Below are 19,994 nucleotides of genomic sequence, written 5' to 3' on the forward strand. Positions count from 1 at the left end.
CTGGAGTAGCCATTCATGAACCGAATCAAACGCCTTGTGAATACCGATGCGTACCCTTGGCTTCGCGACGTCATGAAGGGGAAATGGGGCGCATTCTGGATCATCGCCATCCTTCAGATCATCATCTCGTCAAGCGGAGCGCTTCAGGCGATCTTCTCCAAGGAGCTGATCGATCGCTCCATTCATTCGGGATTCCGCCAGGGTCTTCCTTTTCTGCTGGCGTTCGCCTTTATCCTGGTCATGCAGATTGTGCTGAACGCCTTCCTCTCCCTGCGGGTGGTCCGGCTTCGGGAATCGCTGAACAACGACTTGCAACACAAGTTCATGCACCGGCTGTACCGGTCCGAATGGGGAGCGGCCAACCGGTATCACAGCGGCAATCTGCTGACTCATTTAACCAGCGACGTCAACTCGGTATCCGAGACCATTACCGTTACTGCGCCCGGCGTTCTCGCGCTGGTTGTGCAGTTCGCTACCGCGTTCGGCACGCTCCTGTTCTATGATGCGACGCTCGCCGTGTTCGCTTTTGTTCTGGGACCGGTCTCGGTCCTTGCCAGCTGGTTCATCGGACGCAGGCTCAAGGCGTTGCAGCATCAGATCCAGAACGCGGAGGGCCAGTACCGCTCCCTGCTGCATGAATCGATTCAGAATCTGATGATCGTCAAAACGTTCGAGAACGAAGAGGACAGCCTGCGGCAGATCCGCCGTTCGCAGGACAACCGGCTGTACTGGATAATCCGCCGGAACCGCTTCAACGTTGCCGCCGACGTGACCCTCGGAAGCGGCTACCGCTTCGGCTTCTTCCTGGCCTTCATCTGGGGGGCCTACCGCGTCTCGAACGGCCAGGCCAGCTTCGGCATGTTCACGGCCTTTCTCCAGCTCGTCGGCCAGATTCAGGGGCCGCTGGAGGGACTGTCCCGGATGCTTCCGGGCGTCTTCGGAATGATTGCCTCGGCGGAGCGGCTTGTCGCTTTTCACCGGATCAAGCCCGAGAAGCGGACGGCAGCCGCAGCGCCTGAAGGGGAGGCCGGCCTCAGCATCGAGGGAGCCGCCTACAGCTACGTGACCGGGAAGCCGATTCTCCGGGATGTGAATGTGAAGATCCGGCCGGGAGAACTGGTCGCACTGGTCGGAACCTCCGGAGAAGGCAAAACCACCCTGCTTCGTCTACTGTTGGCCCTCATGGAGCCGGATGCCGGACGCATCCTGCTGGAGAGCGGCAGCGGCGAACAACGGACGCTGTCCGCCGATACGCGCGCCTATTTCTCTTATGTGCCGCAGGGCAATACCCTCTTCTCGGGTTCGATTGCGGACAACCTTCGCATCGGCCGTCCCGACGCGACGCCCGAGCAGATGATGGACGCGCTGGAGGCGGCCTGCGCCAAGGGATTCGTCGAGCGGCTGCCGGAAGGAGTCGATACTCGGATCGGCGAGCACGGCAGCGGCCTGTCCGAAGGGCAGGCGCAGCGGATTGCCATCGCCCGCGCGCTGCTCCGTCCGGCTCCCATCCTTCTGCTGGACGAGGCCACCTCCGCTCTCGATATGGATACCGAGTGGAAGGTGCTGTGCAACATCCGGTCGCTCAAGCCCCGGCGGACTTGCATCGCCATTACCCACCGCCTGTCCGTATTCGATGTATGCGACGAGATTTACCGCCTCTCCGACGGGCGCCTCTACCGCCAGCAGCGGGAGGATGCCCTGAAGCATGCGGAATCCCAGGCGCTCTAATCCCGGGAACGCCTGCGCGGCATCTGCCGCCTTCGGAGGCGGAACCTAAAAAAGGAGCGTATGTGGATGTGCATCCACATACGCTCCTTTGCTGTCGTTGCTTCGAATCATTAGGAGAAGGAATAGAAGATGTTGCCTTTACCGTCAGCGAATTGAGCGTCAGGGTTAACCTTGATTTTGGTGCCGTACTCTGTGGCACTCACCTTCAGTTCTTCAACACGCGGTTTCTGCCAAGCTTTTTTCGTCATCCTTTTCACCTCCTAAATTTCGTATATTGCTCTCTCCGGCAGTTCTGCAATAGCAGCCTGGGAGTCAAGCAATATCGTTGTGCTTACGATACCTCATTTATTTCCAAAAATCAAGACAAATTGATCGTTATAAAGAACAGAGGGTTCGCTCACCCTTGATTGAGCTGTTCCTCGATGGCGCGGATCTGCTGTTCCACCGTAAATCCTGCCGCCGGGCGTTCCACGTTGTAGACGGACAGCCGGGACGCCAGACGGGCGCATTTCAGGAAATGCTCCCGCTCCCTTCCGAAGATGCCGACAATCTCGGGCCGGTAGACATTGTTCATCAGAACGGCCAGCTTGTCGGGCCCGGTTACCGGTGTTACGCGCACGTCGTCCCCCTCATGAACCGACAGTTGAAAGAGCGCATCCGCCCGTCTCGGCTCCGTAATGAAGAGCCCTTCCATCGGCACATGGTACTTGTCCCGGGAGCCCGGAATCCGCTCCAACCCTTCCGCGCTGCCAAAAAAATGCTCGGCGGTATCCCGCCACAGCTTCTGCCTCGGAAAAGCGGGGACAATCTCAAAAGAGCCGTCCCCCTTCTCCTCCAGGGCCGACACGTCGTCGGCCAGGAAGGAATAGCCGCGCCGGTTGAACGCGGCGGCAAGCGTCGATTTGCCGGCTCCCGATTCGCCGGTAAGGATGATGTGCTTGTCTCCGACCTGCAGCGCGCTTCCGTGAACCGGCAGCAGGTTCCGCTGCATCAGCAGCGCTCCCATGCAGGTTCCCAATACGAAGAGCAGATGCGAGTCCGTACCGTTCCGCTCGTCTTTCTCCACCAGTATCGAATCGCCGGTGACGAGGAAGCGGCCGATCTCCGGCACGCGAAAAGCAAAGCCGTCTTCGCCGATCCGGGCACAGGCCGGTTCCGTCTCGGGCCCGGGAATCTCGACGGGAAGCCGCCCTTCCCGAATCTGCACATCGGGTTCTCCCGAAGACGGCAGGAGACCGTCCAGCCGGATGGCGGAAGCAATGTTCAGACCAAATGCGCGATATTCATAACTGCTCGTAGGAATCATTCGGCTTCTTCCTTCCTGGGTGTATTGAACTTCTGAATGAACCTTGCCAGAATAATCGTAGTCAATGCCATGCGGGCAAACGAATCGTCCATCGGACCTGAACGGCCTTCCTCCAGCCGGAGCCCTGCCCGAAGACGTTCCTCTTCCACATACGGCAGGACCTCTCCTTCGTCCAGCGCCCTGCTAAGCTCCCGCAGCAGCGCCGACTTGTCCGCCCCGAGGCGGAACAGCCAGTCGGCGCTCTGCACGCCCTTCGAATCCGTATTCAGCCGGATGGAATCGGGCAGCTTGCCTTCCATGGCCCGGCGAAGCAGCCGCCGGTCCTGTCCATTTTTGACATACTGGTCATAAGGAATGCCCATGCAGAATTCGTAGACGCGGCGGTCCCGCGAAGGATCTCGCACCGTAATCCGGGCTGCCAGCGACAGCTTCGTCTCGATCGCTCCGATGTGCGCCAGCGCGAGCAGGTCTGCTCTGCTCTTCTGATCCTCCCCGTAGTCGGGATAATCCTCGATCGGCGGCAGGTTCGCTTCCATCCGGTCCAAGCGGTCCGCCACCGACCACTTGGCCGCCAGGCTTCGGGATACCGGGACCTGCTCGTAGCGGTCAAAGCGGCGGAGCGCCTTGCGGTTCTTCCACGCCTTGAGCCGATAGGGAACCAGGACCGGGAGTGTGCGGAGCGCCACCTTACGAACCGGCACCCCTTTCTGCCGGCTGACCGCCCGCATCTCCCGCAGCAGGGACAGCCATCTGCCCTGGCGGAACAAGGTCTTCATATGAATCGGGAATACACCGTAGGAGATCGTTCCGTTGCCGGTCTGGCCGTTCAGCATCAGCGTGCAGCCCTTCCCGGAGGCCTCCCGCATGAAGGACAGCAGCCAGCCGCCGTTCTGAAAGATTTTGTAGGGGTGCTCCAGGGCAGCCAGCAATTCGTCGATACTGCTGAAGCTGCTCTCGCCCGGCAAACTGGAGAAATACGGCTCGATATTCGGATAGGCCCGAACGAGATCCATGACCTCCGGTGATTCATTATAGATCACGGTGCTGGGCTGCTGCTCCTTGAATTCCGCCAGCGGAACGGACGTATAGCCGTACAGCTTGCGGCCCTCGCGTTCCAGCAGCGGAGCGGCCACCGAGGCAATCGAACCGGAGTCCATTCCCCCGCTCAGAAAAATGCCCACTTCTCCCGCGCTTCTCAGACGGCAGGCCACCGCCTCCTCAAATATCCGGTTAAACGCTTCAACGTACTGCTGGTCGGCGGCATAGCGCACCGGCTTGATATCCCGCAGCGAATCCCAGTAACGAACCACCTCAAGCCGCCGGCCCTGGACGACGGCATAGTGCGCGGGCGGAAGCTGAAGAATGTGGCGGTATATTGTCTCTTCGCACTGGGTCTCATGCGGAATGCCCTCGATGGCCAGGAAATCCGCAATCCAGCGCTCATTCAGTTCCGGCTTGTATCCGCAGGTCCCCAGCAGGGGCCGTTCCAGCGTACAGAAAGCTATAAATTGCTCGCTGTGCGTATAGTATAAGCTCCGGGAGCCCATCGGGTCCCGGGCCAGAAACAGCCGATCCGCCTTCTTGTCCCAGACGGCAAACGCATAATCGCCGATAAGGTGGCGCACGCAGTCCGTTCCCCACTTCGCATAGGCTCTCAGAATCAGCTCGCTGTCGGGAGTCAGGGGCGCGTCGCCGGATGAAATACCGAACTGCTCCAGCAGTTCGCTGCGATTGTCGATAATCGCATCCGCCGTGATCGCGAGCGGCCGTCCGCCGATTTCGCGGCTGAACGGCAGACGCTCCCGTCTGGATTCGGGGGTATTGAAGACCAGCCCGCAGCTCATCCAGCCGCTTGGCCCTCCCCATTCTCCGGTTCGGTCAAACCTGTAGCCGTTCAGCCGGCTCCATATCTCCGCGCCGGCCTTGGCACATTCTACGCCGGACGCCCTCCCGAGCGCAAACATTCCGCTAATTGCCGCCATAATTCCCTCCATCGCTTGCGGTCCGCTCGCCGTTCGCAGACCTGTCCTTCTCATCGTACTTTATAAAGAACGAAGGTTCAACCCTTAGCCTCGGGGCCGGGGTTACATGAAATGTTCATACCTTTAGAACCTGGTACTAGAAGTTCGTGCTATAATAGCAGCGTAACTGCGATTTTATACCTACGACTACGGGAGATGAATTCAATTGAATATAGAGCAATGGATTGCGCCGGAGCGCTATAATCTCACTTCAGAGATGGAACGCCATCCGGCCGGGCGAACGGCGCTGAAATGGCTGGGCGAGGACGGGACGCGCGAAGAGATCACCTACGGCGATCTGGTGAGCCGGGCCAACCGGCTGGCCGGCGGACTGGCGGAGCTGGGTCTGGCCAAAGGCGACCGCGTGCTGGTTATGGTTCCGCGGCGCATCACGGCCTATGTGGTCTATCTGGCCTGCCTCAAGCTCGGGCTGGCCGTTATTCCTTCTTCGGAAATGCTGCGCGCCAAGGATCTCTCCTACCGGCTGCGCCACTCCGAAGCCCGGGCCGTCATCTCCTGGTCCCGCGTCTGCGGCGAAGTGGACCGGATCGGCGACGATCTGCCGGCCCTTGCGCATCGCCTGACGATGCTCGATGACAGCGAGGAAGAGCCGGCTCCCGGCTGGACCGATCTGGCCTCATTGATGAAGGGGCAGCCCGCCGAACGGCCTGCCGTCGATACCCACCGGGACGATATGGCGATTCTCGCCTACACCTCCGGCACGACCGGCAATCCGAAGGCCGTCGTACACAGCCACGGGTGGGCCTACGCCCATCTGCGGATTACGACGCCGCAGTGGCTCGACATCCGCGAAGGCGATGTCGTCTGGGCCACCGCCGCGCCGGGATGGCAGAAGTGGATTTGGAGCCCGTTCCTTGCGGTGCTCGGCAACGGGGCGACCGGCTTCGTCTACAGCGGCACTTTCCAGCCGCACCGTTACCTCCAGCTGCTTCAGGACGGCGGCGTCGCCGTTCTCTGCTGCACGCCTACGGAATACCGGCTGATGGCCAAGCTCGACGGCCTCGGCCGCTACGATCTCTCGAAGCTGCGCTGCGCCGTCTCGGCCGGCGAGCCGCTGAACCGCGAGGTCATCGAGACCTTCCAGCGCGAATTCAATCTGACCATTCGCGACGGATATGGCCAGACCGAGAGCACGCTGCTGATCGGCACGCTGACGGACACTCCGGTGCGCGTAGGCTCCATGGGCAGAGCAATGGCTCCGGGACTCATCGAAGTCGTCGATGAGAACGGCGTTCCGCTTCCGGCCGGAGAAGTCGGAGACATTGCCGTGCATGTCTCCATGCCCGCCCTGTTCCACAATTACTACAAGGACCCTGAACGCAAAGCCGGAGCCACCCGCGGCGAGTTCTTCATCACCGGCGACCGGGCCGCGAAGGACGAGGACGGCTACTTCTGGTTCCAGGGCCGGGGCGACGATATTATTATCAGTTCCGGCTATACAATCGGACCGTTCGAAGTCGAAGAAGCGCTCATGAAGCATCCGAAGGTTCGGGAATGCGCCGTTGTAGCCAGTCCCGACGAGATTCGGGGCCATGTCGTCAAAGCCTTTGTGGTTCTCCGCCAGGCCGAGGACGCCTGCAGCGAGCTGGTCAAGGAGCTTCAGCAGCATGTCAAGGAGTGGACCGCGCCGTATAAATACCCGCGCCGTATTGAGTTCATCGAGGATCTTCCCAAGACCAGCTCCGGCAAAATCCGCCGCGTCGAGCTGCGCGAACGCGAGCGCTATAACGCTTGATCCCTTGCCGGGGTCCGGGCCGGTCCGGTCTGTCCCCGGCGCCTCTCTACTGAATCACAAAGAACCTGCCGCCTCTCCGGGCGGCAGGTTCTTTGCGATTCGGTATAACACGGTCTTGCTCCTGTAAGGCATGCCGAACTCCATTGCCGCGAGCCGGCCTCAGGCTGCCGGCTGCTATTCCCCGAGCTCCTGCTCAGTCCAGTAAGGCGACTGCGGATTAAGCTCCGCCGCCACCTCGCCTTCGCGGATCAGATCGCTGTCGAGATAGCCCTCCTCATCGGCCGCATAGACGGATTCCCGGTAGAACGCGCACAGCGTCCGCAGGAACAGCTCCGGAGAATCGAACATGATCATCGGATCGCCGTAATCGGCCAAAACATCGCACAGGCGCTCTGCGCCTTCCGAATCCCTCATCCAGCAAATATAGTCTCCCCCGTAGTTCGCAAGCACCGGCAGCAGCCTCTCGCCGCCTTCGACGCCTTTGTCCCGGAGCACAGCCGCCAAGGCTCTGCGTTCCGCCTCGTACTCGTCGATATGAATCAGCCGGTAGCCCGGCATAAATTCGATCAGCCGGGCTTCTTCCAGTCCGCTGTCCGTCCCTTTAACGGTTCCGTAGATCACGCGGAGCAGCTCCGGCGCATCCGGCACGCTGGCCTCCAGCTTCGCGGCCGCCTCCGGACCGCCCTGGCCCAGACTGGCGATATAGCCGGGACGAAGCGACTCCGACAACGTTAAATATTCCTGAAGTAAAGATTGCAGCATGCTTCGGCCTCCCTGTCTGTATTCTAGCTTCTTGCCGATCCATCCGCTGAATGCCCGGTCCGGCCCAGCGTTACCAGCCGTTCGCTCAGTCCCTGCTGGCGAAGCAACTCTTCCATTTCGGCGGACGGAAGCGGCTTGTAATAATAATATCCCTGCACTTCGTCGCACCCGTGCTCAGTGACATAATCAAGCTGGGTGCGGGTCTCGACGCCCTCGGCAATGACGCCGAGGCCCATCGTCTTCGCCAGCACGATAATGCCCTTCGTAATGGCCCGGTCCTTCCGGCTCTCTTCCACGCCCTGTACGAACGGCATGGCGATCTTGATCCGGTCTACGTCGAGGCTGCGCAAATAGTTCAGCGAAGAATACTCGGTTCCAAAATCGTCGATGGATATGTATACGCCCAGTTCCTTCAGGCGGTTGATGGTCTCGATCGTATCCGTGCCCTTCATGACGACGCTCTCCGTAATCTCCAGTTCCAGATAGCGCGGTTCAAGACCCGAATCCCGCAGCGCAGCCTTGACCGTATCGACGATGCCCGGGTTCTGCAGTTGGCGAACGGAGAGATTGACTCCGATTCGTACCGGCGGAAGGCCGGCGTCCTGCCAGGCTTTGTTGCGCTCGCAGGCGGTGCGCAGCACCCATTCCCCAATGGGAAGAATCAGCCCGGTCTGCTCGGCCACCGGGATGAACAGTCCCGGCGGAATCATTCCTTTCTCGGGATGGCGCCATCGGATCAGCGCTTCCAGGCCGACGACCGCTCCGGTTCCGCAGCATACCTGAGGCTGGTAGAACAATTCCAGCTCGTTGCGCTCCTGGGCGCGCAGAAGCTGCCTCATCATTCCGACCGTCACTTCCACCTTGCTGCGCAGTCCCGGCGTGCATTCGGCGATCTGATTCTTGCCGCGGTTCTTGGCCTCGTACATCGCAATTTCGGCGTTCTTGGTCAGCTGCGCGGCCGTGACTCCATCCTCGGGATAGACCGTTACCCCGACGCTGGCCGTGACCTCAATCTCCTGATCGTCAATCTGAAAAGGCGTGCGGAAGCACTGGAGCAGCGCTTCATAGCGCTCCTTCATCCGTTCAGGCTCCAGCTCCAGCAGCACAAGAAACACGTCGCCCCCCATGCGGGCGACCATTTCGGCGCCTTGCACGGCGCCGACGAGTCGCTTGGACGCCTCCAGCAGCAGCCGGTCGCCTTTGTCATGCCCCAATGTATCGTTGATCAGCTTGAATTCGTCCACATCCAGCAGCACCACGGCAGCCCCCTGGCGCCGCGGCGCGTCGTTGGCCAGCCGTTCCTCCAGCATGCGGCTGAACTGCACCAGATTCGGCAGGCCGGTCAGATGGTCCCGGTAGGCCAGCTTCTCGATCTGCCGCAGCTGCTCGTGATTCTCTCTTAGCCGCTCAATATAACTTTTATTGACAAAATACGCCGAAATGATTCCGGCAACAAAAAAGGCGATCCGCCCCAAATGGTCGGCGCCGTTGATCTCGACCGTAAGCTTCGGCTGTGCCGCCCACATCAGAATCTGGGTCGTCAGGATCGACAGACTCAGCAGGGCGAAGATTGCCCGATTCGTTACCACCATCATCAGAATCAGAAAGAGGAACGGGAATGCCCAGATCGTAACACCCGCGCAGTCGGCGAACCGGAGCGTGATAATCGGGATGGAGAGCGCAATGATAATACCGACAAGCACGGTTCTGGACCGCAGACCGGAATAGAAGATTCCCATAATCAAGGTTCCCAGCAGCACCAGAATACCGCTGTTGAGCAGTACGGCGTGAAGAGGGCCATCTTTCATATGATACTGAAAAGCATAATTGATCGCCGCTCCGGCGATGAATGACAGCCCAATCAGATAAATCGCCACAGAACGAATCCGGTGATTTAGAATATGAATACGATTGTACATGTGACGATCCCTGATCCCTTCTCCAATACCAGCCAAGTTATTCTTTCCCATTCATCATACCGCAATTTGTAAAGATAGGGAATGAATAAAGCCGAACTTTGGACCTAGAATCCACCATAATTCGTTAAAATGTCAGGCTTTGTTTAGAACTTTTGTCGAATATTGTCTTGCATTTTCGCACTTACACTTCAGTAAAAACCCTTACTATGCTACCATAGGAACATTCGATCCCCTGTTACGGAAAGGAGATTTCCATTGTCTCGCACGCTTCGTATTCTTCTTCCCTGTCTGCTGCTCGCCGCGCTGGCCGTCTTATGGCTAAGCCGTCCGGAGACGGGCGAACCCGATCCGCTTCGGGCCACTGTCGTAGCGGTAACCGACGGCGACACCTTTACAGCCGAGATGGCTGACGGCTCCCGCGAGAAAATCCGGCTGCTCCTGGTCGATACGCCCGAGACGAAGCATCCGACCAAGCCGGTGCAGCCCTTCGGGCCGGAAGCCAGCGCCTATACGGCAGGCAGGCTGAAGAACGCACAGGTCCGGCTTGAATTCGACGCCGCCGAACGCGACCGCTACGGCCGCCTGCTCGCTTACGTCTACCTCCAGGACGGGAGCATGCTCAACGAGCTGCTCCTGACCGAAGGACTGGCCCGCGTTGCCGTATACCCGCCCAACGTCAAGTACGTGGATGAATTCCGCCGCCTCCAGGACCGCGCCCGGTTGCAGCGGCGGGGCATCTGGAGCATGGAGGACTATGCGACGGACCGCGGCTTCGACGAGAGCGAAGCCGGGCGGAATCCGGTAACCGAAGCGGCTGAGCCCCAGCAATCGGCAGCACCGAAGCAGACAGCCGCGCCGGGCAAGGCCGATTCGTCCCGGCCATCAGCCGCAGACCGCTCCCCTTCCGCTTCGTCCGCCCGAACAGTGACCTATGCGAACTGCGATGCCGTCCGCGCCGCTGGCGCCGCTCCGCTCCGGCGCGGAGAGCCCGGCTATTCGCGCAGGCTGGACCGCGACGGGGACGGGGTAGCCTGTCAGTAGGACAGGCCGCCCTTTCCCCCGGTTCCGATCCAGAACCGCCGGATAACGTTCCCGTCCTCCTCGGTATAATCCTCGTCCCGCTCCCCGCCGCAGCGGCGAATCGTCCGCTCCGACGGAAGATTGTCCCGGTCGCAGACGACAAGACATCGGGGAATGCCCCGTTCGCGGGCCTGTTCCAGCGCCAGAGCAAGCTGAACGGCCGCATATCCCCGTCCCCGCTGCGAGGGACGAATTCCGTAGCCGATATGTCCGCCGCTCTGAAGCAGCCACTCATTCAGCTCATGACGAAGATTGACGGCTCCCAGAACCCTCCTTGTTCGGCCAACCAGCCAAAAGGTGCTGGAGGGGACCCCATTCTCCGGAAGTCCTTCCCGCTTCTCCATTCCTTCTAGGAACAGAAGATACGCTTCAAAATCAACGGGGTCACGGTCGACCACCCAAGGGACAATCGTCTCGCCGCTCTCCTTCCATTCCCGGTAGAAGTCCAGATAAGCTTCCCGGTATTCCCCGGACGGACGTACCAGCCGCAGCGGTTCCTCTCCGTCCCCTCTCCTCCGTTCAGGGCCTTCTCTCCTCTCCAATCCCAATCCCTCCTCTATATTCGAATGCTTCATTTATTCGACTTTCATTCGCTCAATTCCTCGCCTGTCCCCTTGCTGGAATAACTGCCGCGCTCTTGTTATACTAGTAACGTGGATAATAATTATCCGGGTTGTACAGATTATAGAGCAAGAAGGTGATGTTATGCAGATGAAGACCGGAGTCGAACAGGCCGTCTATGCACTGCTGCTGCTGAGCCTGCTGCCGGATAAAGCCGTGCTGCCCGGGGAAGCCATCGGCTCCCGGCTCGGCGGTTCTCCTACCTATATGCAAAAGCTGCTGCGCCGGCTGGTAGACGCCGGGCTGGTCCAATCCTCGCCCGGCGCCAAGGGCGGCTTCCGTCTGAAGCGGGAACCGCAGGCGATTACCGTCTACGACGTCTATCTGGCGGTGGAAGGCCGCCAGTCGCTTTTTGCCCCGCGCGGCACTCTGGAGGACATGCTGGAGCGGCCCCGCAAGGAGGGCTGCAGCTGCCGGCTGTCTGGCCTGATGGACGAGGCCGAAGCCTCCTGGCGCTCCATTCTGGGACGGGAAACGATCGCTTCTCTGGCCGACTCCATGTGCGGCGGCGAATATAGGGAAGAAATGAACGGCCTGCGGCTGTGGGTCAACAATAGAAGCCGAAAGGATGAAATCGCATGAGAATCAGTATACTGGATCAAGCTCCTATTCCGCAGGGCAGCACGTCAACCGACGCGCTGCGCCATTCGGTCGAACTGGCTCGGCTCGGGGACGAGCTGGGCTATCACCGGATCTGGCTGGCCGAGCACCACAACGGCCGCTCTCTCGCCAGCTCGGCCCCCGAAGTGACCGCCGCCTATCTGGCGGCCAAGACGGAGCGCATCCGCATTGGCACCGGCGGCGTCATGATTATGCACTATTCGCCGCTGAAGCTGGCCGAGGTGTTCAAGACCTTGAGCGCCCTGGCTCCGGGGCGGATCGACTTCGGGGCCGGACGCGCTCCCGGCGGCGACCCGATCGCCACCCAGGCGCTGGCCGAAGGACGGCCCTATGTGCACAGCGACCTGTACGACAAGCTGGATGTCACGCTTCAGCTTATCAACGACCGCAAGCCGAACCACCCGGCCTACTCCCGCGTGGTCGCCGCGCCTGCCGAAGTGACGCTTCCCGAAGCCTGGCTGCTCGGCTCCAGCGGCAACAGCGCCATTCGCGCCGGAAGGCTCGGCGTCGGCTATTCGTTCGCCCAATTCTTCAACGGAGAATTGTCCCGGGATATTCTCGAAGCGTACCGGTCGAACTTCGAGCCTTCCTATTTCATGGAGAAGCCGGCGGTCAGCGTCTCCTATGCGGTTACCGTTGCCGAGACGAAGGAAGAAGCCGAATGGCTGGCCGGACCGATTGACTTGTCCCGGCTGTTCCTGATGAAGGGCAGACTCAGCCAGACGTTGTCTCCGCAGGAAGCGCAGGATTATCCGCTGACGGAGATGGACCGGGCCATGATCGCCCATAACCGGAGGCTGCATCTGGTCGGCACACCCCGCGAGATCGCGGAGCAGCTCCGGCAGGAGCAGGAACTGTACGGTTTTGACGAAATCATGATCAACAGCAACCAGTTCGACCAAGAGGCCCGGCTAAATGTGTACCGACTGCTGGCGAAAGAGCTGTTGTAACGCCAGGAATTAGCAAAAGCGGACATCCGCCCGAAGGGGGAGACGTCCGCTTTTTATTTAAAAAAACTTAGGCTGCGATGATGCCCCGTTCCTGGAGAAGGTACTTCGCCATGTCGTCGGCAGGCACGTATCCTTTCTCCAGAAGTTCTTTCAAATAGATCTTATTGTAGAAGAACGAGAAGATCAGGCTCGGAATCCAGGTGCCCCACCCAAGCGTGAAGACGCCTGTCACTACGGCGAAAATGAACATAATCGCTGCCCACTTCAGATCGCCACGGATCAATGCCGGAATAAAACCGAAGAGGAAGGTCGTCCAGCTGAACCCAATCTTAGCCGTCTTGAGCACCCCTACGCTGTTCTTCAATTGAATATACATGCACAATCGCTCCTGTTCTATATATGTAAGACCAGTTTCCTATTTCGAAATACCCGGCCCCCACATTCCTTATATTACCTTATACCTGTTCATATGGGCGCACATTCCTTGGAAATTAAGTGAAGATTTCGGGACAAAAAGACAAAAGAAGCCCCAACTCCCGTTATATGGGAGCTGGGGCTTCTTGAAAGCTGAACGAGCGGCGGATGAACCAGCCGCTTGGCTTACGGCGTCGGCGTGCCGCCGTTCGCATTCAGCGTCTCGCCGCTGACATAGCTCGATTCGGCGCTTGCCAGGAACACATAGGCCGGCGCCATCTCGGCGGGCTGGCCGGGACGGCCGAGCGGCGTCTGTTCGCCGAACTTCGGCAGCGCCTCCGGCGGCTGGCCGCCGGCAACCTGGAGCGGCGTCCATACCGGCCCCGGGGCCACCACGTTCACACGGATGCCCTTGTCGGCGACCTGCTGGGCCAGCGCCTTGCTGAATGTGTTGATCGCGCTCTTGGTCGTTGCATAATCGAGCAGTCCCGGCGACGGCTTGTACGCCTGGATCGACGATGTGTTGATGATCGTGCTGCCCGGCTTCATATGCTTGATAGCCGCCTTGCAGAGCCAGAACATCGAATAGACATTCGTTCGGAAGGTCGCATCGAACTGCTCCGTGGTCAGGTCTTCGATCTTCTCGACGAACACCTGCTTGCCCGCGATGTTCGCAAGCAGGTCCAGTTCGCCGAGCTCCTTCACCGCCGTCTCCACCAGCTGCTCGCAGTAAGCCTCATCCTTGAGATCGCCCGGAACAGCAATCGCCTTCCGGCCGGCGGCCTGGATCAGCTCGATAACCTCCTTGGCATCGGCTTCCTCCTCCGGCATGTAGGAGAGGACCAGGTCCGCGCCTTCGCGGGCATAAGCAATGGCTACCGCCCGGCCGATGCCGCTGTCGGCGCCGGTGACGATGGCTTTGCGCCCGGCCAGGCGGCCGGTGCCGCGGTAGCTCTCTTCACCGGCATCGGGCTTCGGTGCCATTTCCGTCTCAAGCCCCGGACTCGGCTGCTGCTGCTTCATCCGGGGACTGGCCTTTGGATACTGGGTAACCGGGTTCTGAAGCGTATATTGATCGATCATGTACGTAACCTCCTCTTGATAAGCTGGACTCTTCATTACTGTAACCCGTATGCCCTGCCTTCAAACGGCGCGGAGCCTCCCCCTTCCGACCTACATTTTGTAATATCGTTTGGCTGCGCTTTCGCGTCAGTGTGGTATAATCTCCATAGTTTGTCGATTGGATAGAATAATAGAAATCGGGTGATCGCATGTTCCAGTTCAAATGGCTGTGGCAGAATCTGGAGGGTGACCGGGCGCGGTACATCCTGGGCCTCTGCCTCTCCGTAATCGGCTGCTCGCTGACCATTGTCAATCCTTACCTCGGCCAGCGGGTCGTCGATACCTTTCTCACCGGAGACAACGCCATGCACAACCTGACCGACCAGCGCGGACTGCTGATCGGCCTCTGCCTTGCCATGGTCGGCTTCTCCCTGCTTCGCACCGGCCTTGCCTATGTGACGGCCATGCAGTATGAAATTTCGTCGCAGAACATGCTCTACCGCGTTCGCGTGTATCTGTACAACAAAATCCAGGAACAGGATATGGCGTACTACGACCGCAACCGGACGGGCGATCTCATGACCAAAATGACGGGCGACCTCGATATGGTCCGGCACTCCATGGCCTGGATTATCAAGACGATTATCGAGTCGCTGACGATTTTTGCGGCGGCCGTGGTCTATTTCTTCACGATTGACGCCGAGCTGACGCTGTGGCTGCTGGTGCTGTCTCCGCCGATCTTCGTGGTGGCCTATCTGTTCGCGAAGCGCGTGCGTCCGATGTATATCGACCTGCGCGAGCGGCTCTCCCAGCTCAATACCACGACGCAGGAGAACATTTCCGGCAACCGCGTGGTGAAGGCGTTCGCGCGCGAAGAGTTCGAAATGCAGAAATTCAATGAGAAGAACATCAATTACTCGACCGCCAACAAGAAGGCTGCGCTCGTGTGGCTGGATTATTTTCCGTACCTCGAGACCTTCGCCCAGGGATTCAACGTAATTCTGATGCTCGTCGGCGGCTTCCTCGTCATGGACGGACGGCTGACCTTCGGCGAGTTCTCCGCCTTCTCGGCCCTGGTCTGGGGCCTGTCGAATCCGATGCGCAACATCGGCATCATCATCAACGATCTGCAGCGCTTCTCGGCGAGCCTGAACAAGATTATCGAAGTGTATTATGCCCATCCCGGCATCGTCAATAACCACAGCGCCGGGAACAAGCGCCGCTATGAGGGCAAGATCGAATTCGACCATGTCAGCTTCCAATACGGCCAGTCGACGGTGCTCGACGATCTCAGCTTCACGATTCAGCCCGGCGAGACGGTCGCCATCATGGGAGCTACGGGGGCCGGCAAAACGACGCTCGTCAACCTGATCCCCCGCTTCTACGATGCGACGAAGGGACGGGTGCTCGTAGACGGCATGGATGTCCGGAAGCTGGAGCTCGATGAGCTCCGCGGCAACATCGGCGTCGCTACCCAGGATGTGCTGCTCTTCTCGGATACGGTCGACGGCAACATTACTTACGGCGATCCCGAGCTGTCCGAGGAACAATCGGTACATTACGCCGAGCTGGCCGCCGCCCATGACTTCATCGTGCGGATGCCGGAAGGCTACGACACGATTGTGGGCGAACGCGGCGTCGGCCTCTCGGGAGGTCAGAAGCAGCGCATTGCGCTGGCCCGCGCGCTGGCCGTACGGCGGCCGATTCTGATTCTGGACGATACGACCTCGGCCGTCGATCTGGAGACTGAAGAGCATATCCAGCAGAGTCTCCGCGGACTGGAATATCCGTGCACCAAAATCATTATCGCCCAGCGCGTCTCCACGACGGCGGAAGCCGACCGCATTCTCATTCTGGAGAACGGCCGTCTGATTGAGGAAGGCACCCACGCCGAGCTTCTGGCCAAGCGCGGGTATTACTACGAAGTATTCAAGCTGCAGAACGAAGGCATCGGAAGGGGAGTGAGCGAGCATGGCACGAAATAGATTCGATGTCGACGAGGATCTGGAATCGCCGTTTGACCTGGCGCATTTCCGGCGGGCCATGGTCTATATCCGCAAGCAGAAGAAGCCGATGATTCTCGCCTTCACACTGAGCGCCCTTTCGGCTGCGATCGGACTGTCGGCTCCGCTGATTCTCCAGCATGTGGTGGATGTGACGATTCCCGAGAAGGCGCACGGGGCGCTGATCGGCTGGTCGGCGCTGACGCTGGTGACGATTGTGGTCAGCGTCATTCTGGCTACGATCCGCTCGCGGATTATGACCCGGGTCGGCCAGGACATTATTTTTGAGATCCGCAGCGATCTGTTCCGGCATCTGCAGGATCTTCCCTTTAAATATTACGACGACCGGCCGCAGGGCAAAATCCTGATCCGTGTCGTCAACTATGTCAACTCCGTGTCGGACGTTCTGTCCAACGGCATCATCAACTTCATTCTCGAAATCGTCAACCTGATCTTCATCGCCGCGTTCATGTTCGCGGTCAATGTGAAGCTGTCGCTCATTATTCTGGCCGGACTGCCGGTCTTCCTGGCCGTCATGCTGCTGATCAAGACCCGGCAGCGCCGGGCCTGGCAGGCCGTCTCGAACAAGAGCTCCAATCTGAACGCCTATCTGCAGGAGAGCATCAGCGGCATTCGCGTAACCCAGATCTTCACCCGCGAAGAGCATAACGAGGGCATCTTCACCCGGCTCGCGGCCAGCTTCCGCACGGTATGGATGCGCGCGCTGCGCTATAACCTGCTGATTCCGTTCACAGTCGACAATCTGTCCACGCTTGTAACAGCCGCCATCTTCCTGGTCGGCCTGCTCGCGCTCGGACCCGCCGAAGTCAGCTTCGGCGTCATCCTTGCCATGAGCAGCTATGCCGCCCGGTTCTGGCAGCCGATTCTCAACCTGTCGAACCTGTACAACAGCTTCATCAATGCCGTCGCCTATCTGGAGCGCATCTTCGAGACGCTTGACGAGCCGGTCACCGTCACCGACGTTCCGGACGCTAAGGCGCTCCCGCCGGTGCGGGGCGACGTTGCTTTTGACAACGTGACGTTCGCCTACGATCCGGGCCTCAATATCCTGGAGAATCTGAGCTTCAACGTGAAGGCCGGCGAGAGCGTCGCCCTGGTCGGACCGACCGGCGCCGGCAAGACGACAGTCGTGAACCTGATCTCCCGGTTCTACAATGTAACCGAAGGGGCAATCCGGATCGACGGCCACGATATTTCGCTGGTCACGCTGCGCTCCCTGCGTAGCCAGATGGGAATTATGCTGCAGGACAGCTTTATTTTCTCGGGTACGATTCTGGACAATATCCGCTACGGCAAGCTGGACGCCACCGAAGAAGAGGTCGTAGCCGCCGCCAAGGCCGTCTGCGCCGACGAGTTCATTCGCGAATTCGAGCACGGCTATCTGACGGAGGTCAATGAGCGCGGCTCGAAGCTCTCCCAAGGACAGCGGCAGCTGATCTCGTTCGCCCGGACGCTGCTGGCCGATCCGCGGATTCTCATTCTCGACGAGGCCACCTCGTCGATTGACGCCCGGACGGAGCGGCTGGTCCAGCAGGGGCTGAACGAGCTGCTGAAAGGCCGGACTTCCTTCATCATCGCGCACCGTCTCTCCACGGTGAAGAACTGCGACCGGATCATGTATGTCTCGGACAAGGGCATCGCCGAATCCGGCTCGCACGACGAACTGCTGGCGAAGCGGGGGCTGTATCACCGCCTCTACACGGCGCAGAAGATGGAAGCCTGACTTCACAATTATCCTTCGCCGCCTTCATCATTTCGATCAAGCTGCGGGAGATGCAGGACATCCGGTAACACCAAAAAAGCCGTCCCCATTCGGAACGGCTTTTTTGGTGCGCTCCCGATCTCCTGCGCTCTTTATCTCCTGCGCTCACTTGGGGCGCGAGCTGCGCTCTGCTACCCGATGGTCAGCTGCCGGCTTAAGTCTGCGATCAGCCAAAATTCCCGGCTGTCTGATTATCGGCTGACGGCTGTCTTCCGTCCGCAGCCGTCAGCGCGGGTCCCAGCGTACCAATCCAAGGAGGGACCCTTCGTCCAGGTCTCTCAGCAGCACCGAGAAAGACGGCTGGCCTTTCTTCTGCAGCACATAGCCGCCGATCTCCCGTCCGCCGTAAGCTCCGTAACCGGCTGTGTCCGTGCCGAAGATTTCCCGGATGAGCGGCCCGGCTATCTTCAGCGCTTCCTGCGCCGAACGGATGCGGAGCGTCTCTTCCGGATAATGGACCTGAAGAATCCGCATCGGCCCGTCGGTCAGCAGGACCCTATAATGCCCGTCCTCATTGGTAAACTGCCACTGGGTCGGCTGGCCCTTCTGCACCGTTCGTTCGGCTGAAGTGAAGGTCAGCGCCCGGCCGCCGGCCAGAGGCTCCAGCGCCCGGAGCGCAGCCGCTTGAAGCTCCGCATTCATGGCTTCCGGCTTGAAGGCCAGACGGCTGCTGACCACAAAGCCCGAGTCACGGTCTACACCGACATAATTGCCTTCGTTCATCTGGAAATACAGCACGGTCTCTCCGGCTCCTCTTACAATCTCCACGGTTCGCAAGCCGGTGTTCACCAGCCCTTCCTCCCGAAGCGCGGCCTCCGCCGCTTTCTTCTGGGACTTATAGGCAGACGGGAGCTTGCCTGCGGCAACGGTCGCCGACAGGCTTGCAGGCTGCGGATCATCGGGGTTGAAGATGGCCGTAACTTCGCTCTTTGACGTCCGAAGCAGCCACAACTCACTGTCCCGCCTCATCGCTTCCCACTGATAGTCGCCCTTCAGGCCAAGCTCGCGGAGTTCCCGCTCGGCAGCCTTCCGGTAAGGGGCATCCGCTTCCGTGCCGGGCTGGGAAGCCGTCTCTGTACGGTCCGAAGTCAGCAGCCACGAACCCAGCCCGATCAGCGCTATAACCGCCAGGCAAGCCAGCAGTCCGGTCATCGCCCGGTTCATGCTGCGGGTTCGCCGCGCTCTGGCGCGCACCTGCGGCTCCCGCTTCCGCAGCTGTTCCATAATCCGGTCTTCGGCCCCGGCCGCCATCTTCGGCTCCGGGAACGCCCGAAGCTCCTCCAGCATTGTCCGTTCATCGTATAACGGCATCCTGCATGACCTCCTTGGACTTCTTTCTCTGCCGCTCCTCCGGTTCCCGCCGCAGCGCCCGAATGGCCCGGTGCAGCGTCACATTCACCTTCGATTCGCTCCAGCCGAGCACCTCGGCCGCCTCCTTGCCGCTCAGGCCCTTAATGCCGCGCAGCACCAGCACATCGCGGTAGCTGCGCCGCAGCCGCCCGATCGCTTCATACAGTGCGCGCTTGTCCTCGCCAAGCTCCAGCTCTTCTTCGGGCGTTCGATCCCGCGAAGCCACCTGACGCAGCAGCGAATCGGGCAGCCAGGCGGTCAGCCGCCGGCGCCGGCTTTCGTCGATCGCCGCATTGCGGGCAATCCGCAGCAGCCAGGTGCGCGGGTTGCGCACCTGCGTCTCTTCCGCCGCATGCAGGGCGCGAATGAAGGTCTCCTGAACGAGATCCTCGGGGTCGGCCCGGCCCGTATAATAGACCAGAAAGCGGTAGACCTCTCCGCTGTACTCCCGGAACCAGCGCTCCATCATCTCTCCGGTTGATTCTTCCATCAGGTCTCCACCTCCTTCATCCTTACAGACGCAAGACCGTATCCCTATCTTACACTTTTCGTCAAAAAAACCGCTCGGGCTGGCATGGTCAAGACCCCATTTAGTGGACATTGAAAAAAACACCTAGG

The 19,994-nt window shown here is 59.9% G+C and carries 17 protein-coding genes; 7 read left to right on the forward strand and 10 right to left on the reverse strand.

Annotation, left to right across the window (positions count from 1 at the left end; genetic code table 11):
* The first annotated feature begins 15 nt into the window (after positions 1–15).
* Positions 16–1,728, forward strand: coding sequence for an ABC transporter ATP-binding protein (locus F4V43_RS17595; protein WP_150459573.1), 1,713 nt, complete (start codon positions 16–18; stop codon positions 1,726–1,728).
* Between the two features lie 110 nt (positions 1,729–1,838).
* Here the strand turns inward: F4V43_RS17595 and F4V43_RS17600 are convergent, their stop codons facing one another.
* From F4V43_RS17600 to F4V43_RS17610, 3 genes are all read right to left on the reverse strand, one after another.
* A complete protein-coding gene (locus tag F4V43_RS17600) occupies positions 1,839–1,976 on the reverse strand; it encodes a paeninodin family lasso peptide (protein WP_150459574.1) in 138 nt (45 codons plus the stop codon).
* Positions 1,977–2,125: 149 nt separating this feature from the next.
* Positions 2,126–3,034, reverse strand: a complete 909-nt coding sequence (locus F4V43_RS17605; RefSeq protein ID WP_150459575.1) for a hypothetical protein — start codon at positions 3,032–3,034, stop codon at positions 2,126–2,128.
* Positions 3,031–5,016: an asparagine synthase-related protein gene (locus F4V43_RS17610; RefSeq protein WP_191089637.1), complete on the reverse strand. Its 1,986-nt coding sequence runs from the start codon at positions 5,014–5,016 to the stop codon at positions 3,031–3,033. The genes F4V43_RS17605 and F4V43_RS17610 overlap by 4 nt, the downstream gene beginning before the upstream one ends.
* Before the next feature lie 256 nt (positions 5,017–5,272).
* Here F4V43_RS17610 and F4V43_RS17615 point away from each other — a divergent pair, with 256 nt between their 5' ends.
* A complete protein-coding gene (locus tag F4V43_RS17615; RefSeq protein ID WP_150459590.1) occupies positions 5,273–6,811 on the forward strand; it encodes an acyl-CoA synthetase in 1,539 nt (512 codons plus the stop codon).
* Positions 6,812–6,985: 174 nt separating this feature from the next.
* Here F4V43_RS17615 and F4V43_RS17620 read toward each other — a convergent pair whose 3' ends face one another.
* Entirely contained in the window at positions 6,986–7,573 is a 588-nt protein-coding gene (locus tag F4V43_RS17620; protein WP_150459577.1) for an SMI1/KNR4 family protein, read from the reverse strand.
* Positions 7,574–7,596: 23 nt separating this feature from the next.
* On the reverse strand, positions 7,597–9,492 hold the full coding sequence (locus F4V43_RS17625) for a putative bifunctional diguanylate cyclase/phosphodiesterase (RefSeq protein ID WP_191089638.1): 1,896 nt from the start codon (positions 9,490–9,492) through the stop codon (positions 7,597–7,599).
* A gap of 255 nt (positions 9,493–9,747) precedes the next feature.
* Between F4V43_RS17625 and F4V43_RS17630 the strand changes: the two genes are divergently transcribed.
* On the forward strand, positions 9,748–10,533 hold the full coding sequence (locus tag F4V43_RS17630; RefSeq protein WP_223879949.1) for a thermonuclease family protein: 786 nt from the start codon (positions 9,748–9,750) through the stop codon (positions 10,531–10,533).
* Here the strand turns inward: F4V43_RS17630 and F4V43_RS17635 are convergent.
* Complete coding sequence (locus tag F4V43_RS17635) at positions 10,527–11,114, reverse strand: GNAT family N-acetyltransferase (protein ID WP_223879950.1); 588 nt, start codon at positions 11,112–11,114, stop codon at positions 10,527–10,529. The two genes, F4V43_RS17630 and F4V43_RS17635, sit on opposite strands and share 7 nt — an antisense overlap.
* Before the next feature lie 163 nt (positions 11,115–11,277).
* On the opposite strand from F4V43_RS17635, the gene F4V43_RS17640 reads away from it, so the two are divergent.
* Positions 11,278–11,775: an RrF2 family transcriptional regulator gene (locus F4V43_RS17640; RefSeq protein ID WP_150459580.1), complete on the forward strand. Its 498-nt coding sequence runs from the start codon at positions 11,278–11,280 to the stop codon at positions 11,773–11,775.
* Positions 11,772–12,764 (forward strand): LLM class flavin-dependent oxidoreductase, encoded by a 993-nt coding sequence (locus F4V43_RS17645; RefSeq protein WP_150459581.1) that lies wholly within the window; start codon positions 11,772–11,774, stop codon positions 12,762–12,764. The genes F4V43_RS17640 and F4V43_RS17645 overlap by 4 nt, the downstream gene beginning before the upstream one ends.
* Positions 12,765–12,831: 67 nt before the next feature.
* Here F4V43_RS17645 and F4V43_RS17650 read toward each other — a convergent pair whose 3' ends face one another.
* On the reverse strand, positions 12,832–13,140 hold the full coding sequence (locus F4V43_RS17650; protein WP_150459582.1) for a DUF2628 domain-containing protein: 309 nt from the start codon (positions 13,138–13,140) through the stop codon (positions 12,832–12,834).
* A gap of 224 nt (positions 13,141–13,364) precedes the next feature.
* Positions 13,365–14,261 (reverse strand): SDR family oxidoreductase, encoded by an 897-nt coding sequence (locus F4V43_RS17655; RefSeq protein WP_150459583.1) that lies wholly within the window; start codon positions 14,259–14,261, stop codon positions 13,365–13,367.
* A gap of 188 nt (positions 14,262–14,449) precedes the next feature.
* On the opposite strand from F4V43_RS17655, the gene F4V43_RS17660 reads away from it, so the two are divergent.
* Positions 14,450–16,225: an ABC transporter ATP-binding protein gene (locus F4V43_RS17660; protein ID WP_150459584.1), complete on the forward strand. Its 1,776-nt coding sequence runs from the start codon at positions 14,450–14,452 to the stop codon at positions 16,223–16,225.
* A complete protein-coding gene (locus F4V43_RS17665; protein ID WP_150459585.1) occupies positions 16,212–17,987 on the forward strand; it encodes an ABC transporter ATP-binding protein in 1,776 nt (591 codons plus the stop codon). Before F4V43_RS17660 ends, F4V43_RS17665 begins: the two co-directional genes overlap by 14 nt.
* Positions 17,988–18,251: 264 nt before the next feature.
* Here F4V43_RS17665 and F4V43_RS17670 read toward each other — a convergent pair whose 3' ends face one another.
* Both F4V43_RS17670 and F4V43_RS17675 read right to left on the reverse strand, forming a co-directional pair.
* Positions 18,252–19,337 carry a hypothetical protein gene (locus tag F4V43_RS17670; protein ID WP_150459586.1) on the reverse strand — a complete coding sequence of 362 codons (1,086 nt, stop codon included), beginning with the start codon at positions 19,335–19,337 and terminating at the stop codon, positions 18,252–18,254.
* Positions 19,321–19,866 (reverse strand): RNA polymerase sigma factor, encoded by a 546-nt coding sequence (locus F4V43_RS17675; protein WP_150459587.1) that lies wholly within the window; start codon positions 19,864–19,866, stop codon positions 19,321–19,323. Before F4V43_RS17675 ends, F4V43_RS17670 begins: the two co-directional genes overlap by 17 nt.
* Positions 19,867–19,994: the final 128 nt, after the last annotated feature.

The sequence above is a fragment of the Paenibacillus spiritus genome, assembly GCF_008710135.1.
In the GTDB taxonomy this organism is placed as follows: domain Bacteria; phylum Bacillota; class Bacilli; order Paenibacillales; family Paenibacillaceae; genus Paenibacillus_AQ; species Paenibacillus_AQ glufosinatiresistens.